The organism is Clostridioides mangenotii TR, assembly GCF_000498755.1.
GTDB classification, from domain to species: Bacteria; Bacillota; Clostridia; order Peptostreptococcales; family Peptostreptococcaceae; genus Metaclostridioides; species Metaclostridioides mangenotii_A.
This window is the reverse complement of sequence record NZ_AXUS01000011.1, coordinates 59,716-76,042: the sequence shown is the minus strand read 5'-3', so window position 1 is coordinate 76,042 and position 16,327 is coordinate 59,716. Positions and strand designations below refer to the sequence as shown.

The following is a 16,327-nucleotide window of genomic DNA, read 5'->3' as shown; positions in this document are numbered from 1 at the left end:
TTTATCAAATTTTCGACAGATATTAATAAAGTATACTATAATTATACTAAATGTTTTAAAATTTAAGAAAGGATGTGAAGAAATGCTATGCTAGATATAATCAAATCAGATAGAGTAAAGGGTATTATATTTATAACAGCTTCAGCTTTGGGATTTGCTTTAATGTCAGCTTTTGTAAAGCTTGCAGGTGATCTTCCAAACTTCCAAAAAGTATTTTTTAGAAACTTGGTTTCGGCAACAGTGGCACTTTATCTAATTATAAAACATAAGGGAAGTATGACTGGAAAAAAGGAGAATAGAAAAATTCTTATATATAGATCGCTATTTGGTACATTGGGAGTTATTTTTAGCTTCTATGCAATTGACAAGTTGGTGCTATCAGATGCAAATATGATCAATAAATTAAGCCCATTCCTAGTTATTATACTAAGTGCATTGTTTTTAAAAGAAAAAATAAATGCAAAGCAAATAACATCTCTTGTGGTGGCATTTATAGGGTCTTTATTTATTATAAAACCAACATTTTCAGTAGACTTAGTACCGTACATAGTAGCTATATTAGGGGCATTATTTGCAGGTGCAGCGTATACATGTCTGAGGGTTTTGAAGGATAAAGAGGAGTACTATACAATCGTATTTTTCTTCTCGGTATTTTCACTCGTGACAACTTTCCCTGCATTTATACTTGTATTTAAGTCTATGACATGGCTGCAACTTGTATATCTGCTTTTAGCGGGAACTTTTGCTAGCTTAGGTCAATTTGGAATAACTCTTGCATATAAATATGCACCAGCCAAGGAGATATCTATATTCGATTACACAAACATAATATTCTCAGCAATACTTAGTATTCTACTATTCAATCAATTTCCAGATACACTTAGTGTGCTTGGATACATAATAGTATTTATTGCTTCGTTTTATATGTTTCTATACAATAAAAAACTTGATAAAATTGAAGACAAGGATTAATATCCTTGTCTCTATAAATAAAATCTAAAGGTTTTAAGTCACTTTATCATTGGTAAAGGGGCCTTTTTTTATTGAAATTTTTTGCGATGAATAAATTCCTGAGTTGCCTGAGAATAAATAACTTATTACACATATTAAGAAAATGTATACTGCACCTTCAGAGCCGAATAATTCAATGCCCATAATAAAGCAAGTTATCGGAGTATTTGTAGCTCCAGTAAAAACTCCTATAAATCCAAGTGCAGCCAAAAATGCAGTAGGTAGCAATAAAACTGTAGACAGGGTAGAGCCAAGTGTTGCACCTATCTCAAATAGAGGTGTAACCTCACCTCCCTGGAATCCAGCTCCTAGAGTAAAAGCAGTGAATACAAGTTTCCATAAAAATGCGAACATCTCTGAAGTTCCATCAAAGGCATGTTGAAGAAGTGGTAGGCTTAGTCCTAAGTAGTCTCTAGTTCCTACTAAAAAAGCAAGCAATATCACGACAACTCCACCTACAAATGATCTGATAACTGGGTCTGGCATCCATTTTATATAGAATTTTTTAATTACAGCGATAGAAAGGCTAAAAGCAAGACCAACTAGACCAAATGCTATACCTGCTGTTATTAATTTTAAAACTAAGATTGGATTTAATTCAGGTATAACCCCAATGTTATAGTGTGTATGGTTAACACCGTAGCTTAAAGTTACTATATTTGCAAAGAATGCAGAGAAAAAACTCGGCACTAGAGCGTCATGTTTAATAAGTCCAAGTGATAAAACTTCAAGACCAAAGATAGTTCCAGCTAATGGAGTGCCAAAAACAGAACTAAATCCAGCGCTTATACCACATATAATTATTATTTTTCTGTCAAATTTATTAAATTTAAAAATCTTACCAGTCAATTCAGCTACAGCACCACCCATTTGTACAGCAGTTCCTTCACGGCCAGCTGACCCACCGAATAAATGAGTTACAAGTGTTCCAAAAAGTGTAAGAGGAACAAGTCGTAATGGTATATTTTCTTCCTCTCCATTACCCTGTTCAATAATTAAATTATTGCCTTTAATAGCATTATTGCCAAATCTTTTGTACAAGAAGGAGATAAATGCTCCACCAAAAGGTAGTAAAAATAATAACCACTTATAATCGGTTTGCTTTATCGTTACAAAATCTAGACTCACTAAGAAAAAGGCAGATAGAGATCCAACTAGTATACTGACTGCAAGAGAGACTATAAGCCATTTTATAAGGTAAAAAGAGATAGAATTTGCGTTGTTAATACATTCTTTGAATTCTGAATTCAAAAATTTCACCTCCTGATTTTAAAATAGACAATCAAAAAATGCCTACTTAAATAGAGGAACCATAAAGTCCCAATATTTAAGTAGGCGTCATCAATCATTTACTGATATTTAAAAGGCGAACACCATCACCTATTAAATTATTATATTTTAATATTATCATTTATTTTGTTAAAATACAAATAGTAAGTAACTAAATGTTAATTATAATTTTATAGAGTCAAAACTAGGTGTTAATGTTTGCTAGGATAATGTTTCTGAGGTAATACGCAAGTATTAAACTAAACGAATCTAGGCGTAATTATATTTTCATTAGCAAAATCAGCTATTTGTTGAGTAACCGTATCTCTTTGTTCGTAGAAGGAGCCATGACCACTTTCTGTAAGAGGAATTAATCTAGATCTTTGAATACTTTTATTCATATATTCTGCTAACTCAAATGGGCATATTTGATCATGAGTTCCATGAAGTATCAATGTAGGAACATAGATTTTTGGTAAATCGTCAAACTCTTCCTCGTCTCTAAGAGATTCTAAGCATTTAATAGTAGCCCAGCTATTGCTAGATAGGGATATAGCGGAGAACCAATCAGCTAGAGGAGTACTTATATACTGATAAAAAAACATTTCAGAGAAAATCCTGATAAGTTTTGGCCTGTCATTGTAAAGTTGATTTATCATATCATCAACTTGATCAACGCTAAAACCATAGTTCCAGTTTTCTCCTTGAGTCCACTTTGGAGAAGCAGCTCCGATTAAAATTAATTTAGAAACTCCGTAGTTTCTGTGTCTAGCCATATATCTTATAGCTATTGCCCCTCCCATAGAATGTCCTATTATAGTAATGTTGTTCAATTTAAGTGTATCGATTACAACTTTAATATCATCAGCCATCCTGTTGTAGTCGTAGCCATCTGTAGGGCTATCTGAATTACCAAAACCTCTAAGATCTATAGCAACACACCTAAATCCAAGGTTTATAAGTCTATTGATCTGATATTCAAAGACTTTATGGTTTTGAGGCCAACCGTGGATAAAAAAAAGTGTTTTACTTGCGGTTGGATTTAAATCTTCAGCGAAAATCCTAACATTGTCTTCAACTCTTATATAGTATTTCATAAAAAACCTCCTAAAAACATTCTTTATTAATAGGATATTATAGAAATTATATTAATATGTTTTAGTTTATATTTATAGCTCAAATGATATATTAGATAATAGATAAAGAATCATAACAACCATAGGGGCTAATGCTTCTATAATTTTTCGTTTTTTAAAATACTTTGACAACAAAATGAGTGATCACTCATTTTGTTATTGTGTTATAAATATCAACATGGTAAAATAAAATGAGTGAATACTCATTTAGAATGTATTGTAAGGGGATGAAGATATGGAAAGTGAAAACTGTATTCAAATTAAAGGTGTATCTAAACATTATAAGAAGCAGAAAGTACTAAAAGATATCTCGTTCGAAGTGAAAAATGGAGAAATATTCGGATTGTTAGGTCCATCTGGAGCTGGAAAGACAACTTTAATTAGGCTTATAATGGGGATGGAATCGGCTAATAGTGGAGAAATATATATAATGGATAGAAAGGTACCAAATGTAGAGGTTATAGAAGATATTGGCTATACAGCTCAGGCTGATGCACTGTATACAGATTTGACAGCTGAGGAAAATATGAAGTTCTACTGTCAATTGTATAAAGTTCCAAAAATACAGTGGAAAGGTAGAATATATGAATCATTAAAGGTTGTCAATTTGAATGATGATAGCAAAAAAGTAGTGGCAAATTATTCTGGTGGAATGAAAAGAAGGTTGTCTTTAGCAATAGCACTTTTACATAGACCAAAACTCCTTGTTTTAGATGAACCTACAGTCGGAATGGATCCACTCCTTAGACAGCAAATATGGGATGAATTGAGAAGCCTAAAAGAATCAGGAGTTACAATCCTAATGACAACACATGTTATGGATGAGGCTCAAAACTGCGATACACTCGCTATGATTAGAGGTGGTAGGTGTATATCTGTTGGATCTCCAAGAGAATTAATAAATGAGCATGGATGTAGTACTTTAGAGGAAGCATTCTTGAAGTTAGGGGGAGATGTATATGAGAATTAATGCAATTGTAACTAGGATTATAAGACAGTTCTTTAGAGATAAACGTACACTCGCCCTGTTGATATTTGCTCCAATACTTATACTGACTCTTATGAACTTTGTATTTACTAATAATGAAGCTAGTGTAAATATTGGCATAGAAAATGAGCAGATAGAAGAGATGCTTTCTTATATGGAAAGTGATAAAAATATCTATGTTATGACAAAAAAGGAAGCTGAAGAAAAATTTAAAGAAAAAGATCTAGATGCGTATATAACAAAAGAGAGTTCAAAGATAAATATTTTACTTAATGGATCGGATAGCTCTATTATTTCGCAAGTGGTAAAAGATATCCAAAGCGCTATAAAGAAAAACGTACCAGCTCAGATGAACTCTTTAGAACTTAAAATAGATAGTTATTACGGGTCAGATGATATGAATACACTTGATTACTTAGGACCTTTACTTATAGGATTTTTTATATTCTTCTTTGTATTTTTAATTTCTGGAGTTAGTTTTTTACGAGAGCGTACAACAGGTACTCTGGAGAGATTATTGGCTACACCGATAAGAAGATACGAAGTAGTTTTAGGATATTTAATAGGATTTGGAGTATTCACTATTTTGCAATCCGCTATAATATCGGCGTACAGCATATGGGTATTAGAAATATACAATGTAGGTAATATCGGTCTAATTTTAGTGATTAGTATAGTAATTGCACTATGTGCTCTTAGTTTTGGAATGTTTATATCGGCATTTGCAATAATGAACTTCAAGTAATTCAATTTATACCGATTGTAATAGTTCCACAGGCGTTTTTTGCTGGAATATTCCCTATAAGAGATATGGAGGAGGCACTACAGATTTTATCGAAATGTATGCCATTAACATATGCAGGTGAAGCACTTCGAGATGTAATGACATGCGGAGCTTCACTTTACGATGTGGCACCAAATTTATTGGTGTTGCTAGGATTTACAGTGGTTTTTGGTGTATTGAATGTATTTGCACTTAAAAAACATAGAATATGGTAAAGAGGTAATTATATGAGCGATTGGATTGATTATATTATAAATGACAATAACAAGGATGGAAAACTGACAAAGAAACAGCAAAATATTTTGATTGCAGCTGTAGAACTAATTAGTGAAAAAGGATACGAAAAAGTATCTACTGCAGAAATTGCTCAAAGGGCTGGGGTAGCAGAAGGAAGTATTTTTAGACAGTTCAGAACTAAAAAAGGTTTATTGGATGCGGTTGTATTTCCATCTTTTATTAGATTTATGGCACCCAAATTTTTCAAAGAGTTTTCTGAAACTGTATTAAACAAAGAATATATCACCTTTGAAATGTTTATAAGAGCTTTTGTAGATGATAGATTTGAGTTTGCAAAAAAAGAGACACCTATTTTAAAAATACTTGTAAATGAGTTTATGTCACAAGAATATATAAGGGACGAAATTGAGTCATTATTTTATGAGTACGGATATAATAAGATTAAAAATTTATTTTATAAATTTAAAGAAAAAGGCGATATTATTGATATACCAACTATGACAGCTTTTCGTATAATTATCACAACTGTATTAGGATATTTTATACCGAGATTTATCTTATACCCGAATTTAGAATGGATGATAAAATTGAAAAAGAAATGGTAGTTCAAATTATTATTAGAGCATTAAGTCCTGCAGATTAATGTGAAAATATGCTTATATTATACAATTTTTTAAGAAATATTGTTTTTTAGTGTCAAAAATTTGTTTATTTAATATATTTATATTAGGGTATGAAATTTATCCTAATAATATATAGGAGTGAAATAAATGGATAATGCTAAAACTTTAAATAACTATAAATCAGATTTAGAAGCTTGCTCTGCAGATTTAAGAAAATTAGTTGATATAATACCTCAACAAAAATTAGAATCATTAAAGGTGGAAAGTGATCTATATCAAATAACACCTTGTTATATATGGAATATAATTCAGTATATTTTAGTAGGAGGTAATTTGCAATCAGCAGCGCTAGTAAAAGAAGTAGATGAAATTTTTGATTACAGTTCTGATAGGGGAATATTGGGATTCCTTTCTAGAGTATTAGAAGAATTAATAGAAAGTGGTTTAATAGAAAACTGTTCTTTAAAAGAAGAATTAGAAAGAGCTTTAAAACTTAACCGTTGCTTAGCTGATGCAATAAGACAAGTAAACTGTAACGATAGACATGAATCTTTAGTAGGAGAATTATTCTGTGTACTACTACAACTAATACTTCTAATTTTGGCTATTATAGCTAAAATAATCATCCTGATTATATTCTGCAATAGAAGTTGTTGTAACCTTGGTGGAGTATCTTCATCTTTCTGTAAGTGTTTAACTTGTGATTTATCTAAAGAGTTAGATCAAGTTGAGAAATTAATAGATGAACTTAGAGAAATAGCAATTGAATTTATTATTCGCACTGGCGATAAGTGTAAATCCGACAAAAAACACGACGATAAATGTGACCACCACGATAAATGCGACTGCCATGATAAATGTGACCACCATGATAAATGTGACTGCCACGATGAATGTGATCGAGATAAAGAGCGCGATCATCATAAACCATTATATGGTTATGAAAACAATTCTTACAATGATTCCTATGGTTCACAGAAAAGCGATAGAGAAATCAAGATGAAATATAGCGGTAATAACTATTATAATAAATATCATAATTATTATAAATCTAGACAAAGATAATATTATTATAGGTTTAGATGAGATATATAGTAGTATAAAAGTATTAAAATAAAGAGGATATATCAATTTTGAATTGATATATCCTTTTTAATTTGTGTTTAGAATAAATCTAAAATATGCTGTACTATATATTTACTAGCTTTTCCATCGCCATAAGGATTTGAAGCCTTTGCCATTTTATTGTAGACATCTTCATCCGTTAACAGTTGTTTGGTAAGAGAATATATTGTATCTTCGTCAATACCAGCTAACCTTAATGTACCAGCAGCGACCCCTTCAGGTCTTTCGGTAGTATCCCTTAGTACTAATACTGGTTTTCCTAGAGAAGGTGCTTCTTCTTGTATTCCACCGCTATCTGTCATGATCATATAAGATTTACTCATAAAGTTGTGGAAATCCAATACTTCCAGTGGTTCAATTAAATGTATCTTATTGTCGTCTCCAAATACCTCCTGTGCAGTTTTTCTAACTGCAGGATTTAAATGGACTGGATAAACTACTTGAACATCTTCGAATTCATCAGCAATTCTCTTTATAGCTCTAAACATGCTATACATGTTTTCACCTAGATTTTCACGTCTATGTGCAGTCAATAAAATCATTCTGTCATCTTTTAATTTATCTAATACTTCATGATGGTAGTCGTCACTTACAGTAGTATTAAGTGCATCAATTGCTGTATTTCCTGTTACAAATATTTTATTTATATCTTTTCCCTCTTTTAATAGATTTTCTTTAGCATGTTCCGTTGGAGCAAAATGAATATCTGCTAAAATTCCTGTTAGTTGTCTGTTTACCTCTTCAGGGAAAGGGGAGTACTTATCATATGTTCTGAGTCCAGCTTCGACATGGCCAATCATTGCTTTATTGTAGAAGGCCGATAGCCCTCCTACAAAAGTAGTAGTTGTATCACCATGTACCAAAACTAAGTCTGGATTAACTTCTTTCATTACGCTATCTAACTCGATAAAGCTTTTGATGTTATATCAGTTAATGTCTGGCCATCTTTCATTATATTTAAATCATAATCAGGAGTTATATCAAAAGTTTTTAAAACTTGATCTAACATCTGTCTATGTTGGGCCGTAACGCATACTATACTTTGGATACTGTCGTGAAGCTGAAGCTCTTTAATTAAAGGAGCCATTTTTATAGCTTCAGGTCTAGTTCCAAATATAGTTAAAACTTTTATTTTCACTATTTTCACCATCCTAAACTTTCTACTCAAATTCTAACTGTTTTCATCCCATTTAGTCAAGTTTATATTTTCATCGAGGATAGAAGCATACTGATCTAATGACCCAAATTCACCATTTGGATCTAGTTTTAAATATCTATTGTATTTTTCGATGCGATCTTCTTCACATGACCAACCGTAATGCTTTAATCTCATGTTAGAAAGGCAGTATTGAAGTTCTCCGACATTGTAGGGCATTCTTCCGCAGTGTTGAGCTGTTTCATTGAATTTGTAATCGAAATTCTTTTGATATCTGATCATAAAAACTCTATAAGAATTATGCGCACGCCAGAGATTATCATCTCTGTAATGATCTTCATTCCAAAAGTCGTAAAGTCTAAACATATAACTGTCTATATCATAGTTAATCATTAATTCATTGACATTGTCTTTAAATTTATCTTCAAATATTTCATCTGCATCCAAGAATAGTATCCAATCGGGATCTGTACTTATAGTTTCTCTCCACTGCTGTTTTCTCAAGTCAATTTCATTGCTGAATTTTGATTCTTTGTTTAAAATTAATGTAAGAGGTATACCTTTGAGAGCCTCTTTACATATTTCTATAGTATTGTCTGTGCTGGCATCATCTATTATTACTGCATTGTCGATATATTCCCTAGCAGATTCAAGTGCTTTTTTTAAATATCTACCTTCTTCGTTTTTTACAATCATAGATAAAGTAAGTGTAGGTTTTTCTCTAAAATATCTAACAATAGGTGCATTATCTAGAGTGATTTCATTTTCAATAATAAATTCATCGATCAGATAGTTTCCATCATTTTGTTTTTCTAACCTACACCTAGCAGAGTACTTATTGTAATAGCTTTTAAAGTTTTTAAATCCATCTACAGTCAATTCTAGATCACAGTCAATTTTCGTATCGTTTATATTAAAGTCAAAGTCGCACTTAGTTATGCTAGCTCTGTTAATTATTTTATTAGACTTTACATTGTCTTTTTTACTATTAATCAAAGCCAATTGTTTACTTCCCTCATTTGAAGTAAAGTATACTAAAAATTCATTAGAAAATTCAGTTTGATACGAGTATGTTTCTAAAGCGTTGATTCCCTTTGTTATATTATTTAACACTTTGAATTTAATTAGATCTTTATTTTTAGCTATTGTATCTTTTTTGTAATTCTCTACGCCATCGAGGTCCGCATATCTGTAGATATGGTAAGCAGGAAGATGAGTATCTACATAAAGCTCAAGTCCTAAAGAAGCGGCTCTTATACAGAAATGTCTATCTTCTCCCCAAAAAGAGAGATTGTATATTTTGCTGAAACTTACACCGGCTAAGAGCGCTTTTTTGCTTATCAAAGTACATGCTCCAAGTCCACCAACTTTATAAACTCCAGGTATTCTCATCTTATTAATAAACTCCATAGTTTGCTGTGCATGATCCGTTGGAATACTATCATCGTGCATATCATATGAATCCATTAACCAAACTTGAGGCATTTCAATTGTGTTAGGCTCCCATTTAGTCCAAAACACATTAGATATTATATCTTTGTTATCTCCTACAAGTTGGTTCAATGTTCTAGGATTTACTATTAAATCGGAGTCGATAAAAAAAAGGTAGTCAAAATTATTTTCAATTGAATATCTAATAATTTCATTTTTGAAATTTGCTACCTTATCAACAAGATTAGAGCTCCACATGTGAGTATGTTCATTTTTTACATAATTATCTTGGAAATTTGAGGCAATAAGAGTTACATTTTTTTCACTTTCTTTAAAATTTTTGAGATAATCCGAAGAAATTTCTTCAATATTATCATCTATAAAGTAGTAGCTAATATCAAAATCGCTCTTATTTAACTCTTTTAGCGATATCAGAAACTCTTTTAAAATATCTGGTGTTTGGTGTATGGGGCTTCCTATCAAAACTTTTTTTAAGTCTGACAATTATATTCCCTCCTCTTAAATATCGATAATATTTATATATTATTATTAAATGATTGAACAGTCCGCTCTATACATATTTATGTAATTTGGGCTAAATAGTTTATAGAATTGAACTATAATTAAATAAATAGTAAAATATAGTATATTTAATTAAAAAACACGAACATTAAAAGCTGATCATAAAATAATATTTCTAGAAAAATTCAAAAATAGCTTGAAAAAAGCTGTATATTATTATAAAATTTAAGTATATAATTCGTGTTAATAAAAAATGATTATAAATTTTAATATAAATAAGGATGGTGAAGTTAAGTGAAAGTAGCAGTAGTAATGGGATCTAAATCTGATTACCCAAAATTAGAAGAGGGAATAAAGCTTTTAGAAAAATTCGGTATTGAGGTATTGGTTAGAGCGTTGTCAGCTCACAGAACTCCTACTCAATTAACTGAGTTTATAACGGAAGTAGAAGATGAAGTAGATGTAATAATTGCAGCAGCCGGAAAAGCAGCTCACTTGCCAGGTGTTATAGCCGCTCAGACTTTAATACCAGTTATAGGTTTACCCATAAAATCATCTACTATGGATGGATTAGATTCATTATTATCAATAGTACAGATGCCTAAAGGTATACCAGTAGCAACCGTAACTATAGACTTAGGACTTAACGCAGCACTATTAGCAATTCAAATCATGACACTTAAATATCCAAAACTTAAAGAAGATTTAAAAGAATACAGAAACTTGATGGCTCAAAAAGTATTAGAAGATGATAAAAGTTTAAGGGGGTAAAGGAATGTTATTATATGAAGGAAAAGCGAAACAAGTTTATGTAACAGATAATGAAAACGAGTATGTGGTTTACTATAAGGATGATGCAACAGCATTTAATGGAGAAAAGAAAGCTGAAATAGATTCAAAAGGTATTTTAAACAACAAGATATCTACTATAATTTTTGAAATGTTAAACGAAAACGGGATAAAAACACATTTTATAAAAAGTTTGTCAGAGAGAGAGATGTTGGTTAAGAAAGTAGAAATATTACCACTTGAGGTGATCATAAGAAATATAACAGCAGGTTCATTTTGTAAGAGAGTAGGTATGGAAGAAGGTATTGTTCTCGATGAGCCTATATTTGAGTTGAGCTATAAAAACGACGATTACAATGATCCGATGATAAATGAAGACCATGCAGTAGCAATGAAACTTGCAAAGAGAGACGAGCTTAAATACTTAAAAGAAGAGACTTTAAAGATAAATAAATTATTAAAAGACTTCTTCTTAAAATTAAATTTAAAACTAGTAGATTTTAAGATAGAATTTGGTAAAGACGCTGACGGAAATATAATATTGGCAGATGAAATATCTCCAGATACATGCAGACTTTGGGATGTAGGCACTAATGAAAAGCTTGATAAAGATAGATTCAGAAGAAATCTTGGCGGACTTATAGAGAGCTACACAGAAGTCCTTTCAAGAATGAATAAATAGGAGGGGTTTTTATGTGTGGGATCATAGGTATTTACTCCGATAAAAACGTATCAAAAGAACTGTACTACGGTCTTTTTTCTATACAACATAGGGGACAAGAAAGCTGTGGTATGGCTGTTATGGGCGACGAGAAAATTAAATATAAAAAAGATATGGGGTTAGTAGGTGAAGTATTTAAGGAAGAAGAAATCGAAAACCTAATTGGAAATATAGGAATTGGACATGTTAGATATTCAACAGCAGGTGGTAGTCATATTTCTAATTGCCAACCATTTGTTGGAACTTGCAGAAAGAGAAATCTAGCTATTTCACATAATGGTAATTTAGTTAATGCAAATTACCTAAAAGACATGCTTGAAGAAGATGGGTACATGTTTCAAACTGATTCTGATACAGAGGTTATTTTGTATATACTAGCTAGATATTATAAAGGAGATATAGTAGAAAGTTTAAAACTTACTATGGACTATATTAAAGGCGCATATGCACTTGTAATACTTAGCGATGATGAATTAGTTGCAGTAAGAGATCCGAATGGATTTAGACCACTTATAATGGGTAAAAAGGGTGATGAATATATATTCGCATCTGAAAACTGTGCTATAGATATACTTGGTGGAGAAGTAATTAGAGACGTAGAGCCTGGTGAAATAATAGTAGTAAAAGACGGAAAATTAAAGTCTTACCATTACTCAGAAAACTTAAAGTCAGTTAAGAGAAGCTGTATATTTGAACATATCTACTTTGCAAGAAATGATGCAACTATTGATAATGTAAACGCTTATGACTTCAGAGTAAAATGTGGAGAAAGGCTTGCACAAAATGATGATATTGATGCAGATATAGTAGTTCCAGTACCCGATTCTGGTTGGCCAGGAGCACTCGGTTATGCAAATGCAAGTGGAGTCAGAGTAAGTGAAGCTTTAGTAAAAAATAGATATGTGGGTAGAACTTTTATAAAACCTACACAAGAAGAGAGAGAAATAGCAGTTAAGATAAAATTAAATCCTTTAAAGAGAATGATTGAAGGGAAATCTATAGTTTTGGTAGATGACTCTATAGTTAGAGGGACTACATCAAAACGACTAGTGAAATCACTGAGAGAAGCAGGAGCCAAAGAGATACATCTAAGAGTGACATCACCACCTGTTGAGTACTCGTGTTTTTATGGAATTGATACGCCAAATAGATCGAACCTGATAGCATCAAATCATACTGTTGAGGAGATGAGAAAACATATAGGTTGTGACACGCTTAAATTTTTAGATATAGAGGGAATGTTGGAAGCTACAGAGAGTGAAACGACTTTCTGTAAGGCTTGTTTTGATGGAGATTATGCAGTTAAAATAATTGATAAGGAGGACTAGGTTATATGTTGACATATAAGCAGTCTGGAGTAGATATAGATGAAGGAAACAGAGCAGTAGATCTTATTAAAGAGAAAATAAAAGGTACTTATGACAACAACGTAATAGGAGATTTAGGTAACTTTAGTGGACTGTACAGTCTTAAAGATTTTATATCTATGAAAGAGCCAGTTTTACTTGCATCAACTGACGGAGTTGGAACAAAGCTGAAAATTGCTCAAATGATGGAAAATCACGACACTGTAGGCATTGACTTAGTCGCAATGTGTGTAAATGATTTAATATGTCAAGGAGCTAAACCACTGTTCTTCTTAGATTATATAGCTCTTGGAAAATTAGTTCCAGAGCACATAGAAAAAATTGTGGGCGGCATTGCAGATGGTTGTAAGATGTCAGGTTGTGCATTAATCGGAGGAGAAACAGCAGAGATGCCAGGAATGTACGGTCAAGACGACTACGATCTAGCAGGATTTTCAATAGGTATAGCAGATAAAGAAAAGATAGTATCTGGTAAAGATGTAAAATCAGGAGATATGCTAGTAGGGATTTCATCTAGTGGAGTACACAGTAACGGATTTTCGTTTATAAGAAAGATATTCTTAGATACTTACAACTATAAAATGGATCAGCACGTTGAAGAATTAGGAATGACAGTCGGAGAAGCTCTTTTAACTCCAACGAAGGTATATGTTAAATTAGCTTTAGATATTCTTGAAAAACATAATATAAAGGCCGTAGCCCATATAACTGGCGGTGGACTTATAGAAAATATAACTAGAGTAATACCAAAAGGTCTAGGGTTAGACATAAATAAAAAATCTTGGGATAAACCAGCCATATTCAAGATGATTGAAGAATTTGATGCAGTAGATGAAAGAGAGCTTCACAAGAGCTTTAATATGGGAATAGGTTTGGTATTGATTGTAAATAAAGAAGAAGCTGAGGGTTTAGTAGACTTTATAAACTCAAGAGAAAGCGACAACATAGCCTTTGTTGATAATAAATATAAAGAGTTGTTTAAAGACAATGCATATATAATCGGAGAAGTTGTAGATAGCCACCAAGGTGTTGAATTATGCTAAATATAGGCGTTTTGATATCAGGTGGAGGTACAAACCTACAATCAATAATCGATGGAACTGATTCAGGAAAAATTGAAGGAATAGTAAAGGTTGTAATTTCAAATAAAAAAGATGCTTATGGATTAGAAAGAGCTAGAAATAACAAAATAGAAGCAATATACGAATCCAATGAAGACAATATAATTGAAATATTAAAAGATAGAGATATAGATGTAGTAGTTTTGGCAGGTTATTTAAAAATAATAAGCCCTAAATTTATAAATGAGTACAGAAACAAAATGATAAATATACACCCTTCATTGATCCCTGCATTTTGTGGTAAGGGATTTTATGGAGAAAAAGTGCACCAAGGAGTAATTGACTACGGAGTGAAATTCACTGGTGCCACGGTTCATTTTGTAGATGAAGGAACTGACACAGGCCCGATAATTATGCAGGATATAGTCGCGGTCAAAGTAGATGATGATGCAAAAAGTCTCGCAAAGAGAGTTCTGGAAGTTGAGCATAGGATACTTAAAGAAAGTCTTAGCCTTTTCTGTGAAAACAAATTAAAAGTTGAAGGTAGGAGAGTGTTAATAAATGAATAAAAAAAGAGCTTTGATAAGCGTTACAGATAAAACGGGTGTAGTAGATTTTGCAAAACAACTCAGCAGTTTAGGATATCAAATAGTTTCAACAGGAAATACATTCAGAGTATTAAAAGAGCAAGTTGAAAATGTAATTCAAATAGATGATGTTACAAAGTTTCCAGAGATACTAGACGGAAGAGTAAAAACACTAAATCCTATGATTCACGGTGGTATTTTATACAAAAGAGATAACAAAGATCATGTAGACACTATTAAAGAGCACAACATTGAACCAATAGACATAGTAGTTGTAAATTTATACGACTTTGAAGGAACATTAAAAGCAGGTAAAAGTCACGATGAAATAATTGAAAACATAGATATTGGTGGACCTTCAATGATAAGATCAGCAGCTAAAAATTACAAAGATGTAGCAGTTGTAGTGGATATAAACGATTACGACTATATAATAGATAAACTTAGAAAAGATGATTTAACGGTAGAGGACAGAAAGAATTTAGCGTACAAAGCTTTTTCAACTACTGGTAGATACGATAGCTTAATATCTAATTACTTCGCCGAAGAAGTTGGAGATAAGTATCCAAATATACTTAATATGAGCTTCCAAAGAGAGCATACACTTAGATACGGTGAAAACCCACATCAAAACGGTTTATTGTATTCAGATTCAAGTTCTAAAAACCCTATACTTAATTACGAGCAGTTAAATGGAAAAGAGATTTCTTACAATAACTTAAATGATCTTCACGGTTGTTTAGAAGTTATGAGAGAATTTAAAGATAGCGATGAGATTGTTGCAGTTGCAATAAAACATGCAAATTCATGCGGTGTTGGATTGGGTAAAGATCCATTTGAAGCTTATACAAAATGTTATGAAGCAGATCCAGTATCAATATTCGGTGGAATAGTTGGTATAACTTCAACGGTAGATAAAGCAACAGCAGAAAAACTACATGAAATATTTTTAGAAATAGTAGTAGCATACGATTACGAGCCAGAAGCACTTGAAATACTTAATCAAAAGAAAAACTTGAGAGTATTAAAAATAGGTAAAATTGAAGACAGTCTACAGCCATTCGAAATGAAGTATTTAGATGGCAAATTGTTAGTTCAAGATAAAAACAATGCTTTATTTGAACAAATGAAAGTAGTAACAGAGTCAAAACCAAGTGATAGAGAGCTAAAAGATATGGAGTTTGCAATGAAAATTGCTAAGAATCTGAAATCTAATGCAATAGCAGTAGTAAAAGATGGACAGACGTTAGCACTTGGTTGTGGTCAAACTTCGAGAATTTGGGCACTTAAGAATGCGTTAGAAAACAATAATGAAAAAGACTTTACAGGGGCAGTATTAGCCTCAGATGCGTACTTCCCATTTGGTGATTGTGTTGCGTTAGCACATGAATACGGAATAACTTCAGTAGTACAACCAGGTGGATCAATCAGAGATAAAGACTCAATAGAGGCCTGTGATAAATATAAGATGTCTATGGTATTTACGGGAATAAGACATTTTAAACACTAGGAGAGATATT

13 protein-coding genes, 2 pseudogenes and 1 riboswitch are annotated in these 16,327 nt (G+C 32.0%); of the genes and pseudogenes, 11 read left to right on the top strand and 4 right to left on the bottom strand.

Annotation, left to right across the window (positions count from 1 at the left end; all coding sequences use genetic code 11):
* Positions 1 to 87: 87 nt before the first annotated feature.
* Positions 88 to 972, top strand: coding sequence for a DMT family transporter (locus T473_RS0107230; RefSeq protein WP_024621298.1), 885 nt, complete (start codon positions 88 to 90; stop codon positions 970 to 972).
* A gap of 33 nt (positions 973 to 1,005) precedes the next feature.
* Here T473_RS0107230 and T473_RS0107225 read toward each other — a convergent pair whose 3' ends face one another.
* Together T473_RS0107225 and T473_RS0107220 are read right to left on the bottom strand one after the other, a co-directional pair.
* A complete protein-coding gene (locus tag T473_RS0107225; RefSeq protein WP_024621297.1) occupies positions 1,006 to 2,262 on the bottom strand; it encodes a voltage-gated chloride channel family protein in 1,257 nt (418 codons plus the stop codon).
* Positions 2,263 to 2,336: 74 nt separating this feature from the next.
* A riboswitch (Fluoride riboswitch) is annotated at positions 2,337 to 2,401 on the bottom strand.
* A gap of 139 nt (positions 2,402 to 2,540) precedes the next feature.
* Entirely contained in the window at positions 2,541 to 3,377 is an 837-nt protein-coding gene (locus T473_RS0107220; protein WP_024621296.1) for an alpha/beta fold hydrolase, read from the bottom strand.
* A gap of 274 nt (positions 3,378 to 3,651) precedes the next feature.
* Between T473_RS0107220 and T473_RS0107215 the strand changes: the two genes are divergently transcribed.
* The 4 genes and pseudogenes from T473_RS0107215 (at position 3,652) to T473_RS0107200 (ending at position 7,113) form a co-directional block, all read left to right on the top strand.
* Positions 3,652 to 4,386 carry an ABC transporter ATP-binding protein gene (locus T473_RS0107215; RefSeq protein ID WP_024621295.1) on the top strand — a complete coding sequence of 245 codons (735 nt, stop codon included), beginning with the start codon at positions 3,652 to 3,654 and terminating at the stop codon, positions 4,384 to 4,386.
* Positions 4,370 to 5,403 (top strand): annotated as a pseudogene (locus T473_RS16440) (ABC transporter permease). Before T473_RS0107215 ends, T473_RS16440 begins: the two are co-directional and overlap by 17 nt.
* A gap of 12 nt (positions 5,404 to 5,415) precedes the next feature.
* Positions 5,416 to 6,030 carry a TetR/AcrR family transcriptional regulator gene (locus T473_RS16435; RefSeq protein WP_051365883.1) on the top strand — a complete coding sequence of 205 codons (615 nt, stop codon included), beginning with the start codon at positions 5,416 to 5,418 and terminating at the stop codon, positions 6,028 to 6,030.
* Between the two features lie 165 nt (positions 6,031 to 6,195).
* Entirely contained in the window at positions 6,196 to 7,113 is a 918-nt protein-coding gene (locus tag T473_RS0107200; RefSeq protein WP_024621294.1) for a hypothetical protein, read from the top strand.
* A gap of 98 nt (positions 7,114 to 7,211) precedes the next feature.
* Here the strand turns inward: T473_RS0107200 and wecB are convergent.
* Both wecB and T473_RS16425 read right to left on the bottom strand, forming a co-directional pair.
* A pseudogene (gene wecB, locus T473_RS16430) lies at positions 7,212 to 8,314 on the bottom strand (non-hydrolyzing UDP-N-acetylglucosamine 2-epimerase).
* Positions 8,315 to 8,344: 30 nt separating this feature from the next.
* Positions 8,345 to 10,264: a glycosyltransferase family 2 protein gene (locus T473_RS16425; protein ID WP_024621293.1), complete on the bottom strand. Its 1,920-nt coding sequence runs from the start codon at positions 10,262 to 10,264 to the stop codon at positions 8,345 to 8,347.
* A gap of 312 nt (positions 10,265 to 10,576) precedes the next feature.
* On the opposite strand from T473_RS16425, the gene purE reads away from it, so the two are divergent.
* From purE to purH, 6 genes are read left to right on the top strand one after another with little or no spacing between them, the layout of a single operon-like run.
* Positions 10,577 to 11,053, top strand: coding sequence for a 5-(carboxyamino)imidazole ribonucleotide mutase (gene purE / locus T473_RS0107180; RefSeq protein WP_024621292.1), 477 nt, complete (start codon positions 10,577 to 10,579; stop codon positions 11,051 to 11,053).
* A 4-nt stretch (positions 11,054 to 11,057) separates the two neighbouring features.
* Entirely contained in the window at positions 11,058 to 11,753 is a 696-nt protein-coding gene (purC, locus tag T473_RS0107175) for a phosphoribosylaminoimidazolesuccinocarboxamide synthase (RefSeq protein WP_024621291.1), read from the top strand.
* Between the two features lie 11 nt (positions 11,754 to 11,764).
* A complete protein-coding gene (gene purF / locus T473_RS0107170) occupies positions 11,765 to 13,120 on the top strand; it encodes an amidophosphoribosyltransferase (protein ID WP_029791598.1) in 1,356 nt (451 codons plus the stop codon).
* Between the two features lie 5 nt (positions 13,121 to 13,125).
* Complete coding sequence (gene purM, locus T473_RS0107165; protein ID WP_024621290.1) at positions 13,126 to 14,202, top strand: phosphoribosylformylglycinamidine cyclo-ligase; 1,077 nt, start codon at positions 13,126 to 13,128, stop codon at positions 14,200 to 14,202.
* A complete protein-coding gene (gene purN / locus T473_RS0107160; RefSeq protein ID WP_024621289.1) occupies positions 14,196 to 14,789 on the top strand; it encodes a phosphoribosylglycinamide formyltransferase in 594 nt (197 codons plus the stop codon). The genes purM and purN overlap by 7 nt, the downstream gene beginning before the upstream one ends.
* Entirely contained in the window at positions 14,782 to 16,317 is a 1,536-nt protein-coding gene (gene purH, locus T473_RS0107155) for a bifunctional phosphoribosylaminoimidazolecarboxamide formyltransferase/IMP cyclohydrolase (protein ID WP_024621288.1), read from the top strand. Before purN ends, purH begins: the two co-directional genes overlap by 8 nt.
* Positions 16,318 to 16,327 lie beyond the last annotated feature (10 nt).

Bases quoted from the DNA above. Each gene is read 5' to 3' on its own strand.
- purH (WP_024621288.1), top strand. From the start codon at position 14,782: ATGAATAAAAAAAGAGCTTTGATAAGCGTTACAGATAAAACGGGTGTA.
- T473_RS0107200 (WP_024621294.1), top strand. From the start codon at position 6,196: ATGGATAATGCTAAAACTTTAAATAACTATAAATCAGATTTAGAAGCT.
- purC (WP_024621291.1), top strand. From the start codon at position 11,058: ATGTTATTATATGAAGGAAAAGCGAAACAAGTTTATGTAACAGATAAT.
- T473_RS0107215 (WP_024621295.1), top strand. From the start codon at position 3,652: ATGGAAAGTGAAAACTGTATTCAAATTAAAGGTGTATCTAAACATTAT.
- purN (WP_024621289.1), top strand. From the start codon at position 14,196: ATGCTAAATATAGGCGTTTTGATATCAGGTGGAGGTACAAACCTACAA.
- T473_RS16435 (WP_051365883.1), top strand. From the start codon at position 5,416: ATGAGCGATTGGATTGATTATATTATAAATGACAATAACAAGGATGGA.
- purM (WP_024621290.1), top strand. From the start codon at position 13,126: ATGTTGACATATAAGCAGTCTGGAGTAGATATAGATGAAGGAAACAGA.
- T473_RS0107230 (WP_024621298.1), top strand. From the start codon at position 88: ATGCTAGATATAATCAAATCAGATAGAGTAAAGGGTATTATATTTATA.
- purF (WP_029791598.1), top strand. From the start codon at position 11,765: ATGTGTGGGATCATAGGTATTTACTCCGATAAAAACGTATCAAAAGAA.
- T473_RS0107220 (WP_024621296.1), bottom strand. From the start codon at position 3,377: ATGAAATACTATATAAGAGTTGAAGACAATGTTAGGATTTTCGCTGAA.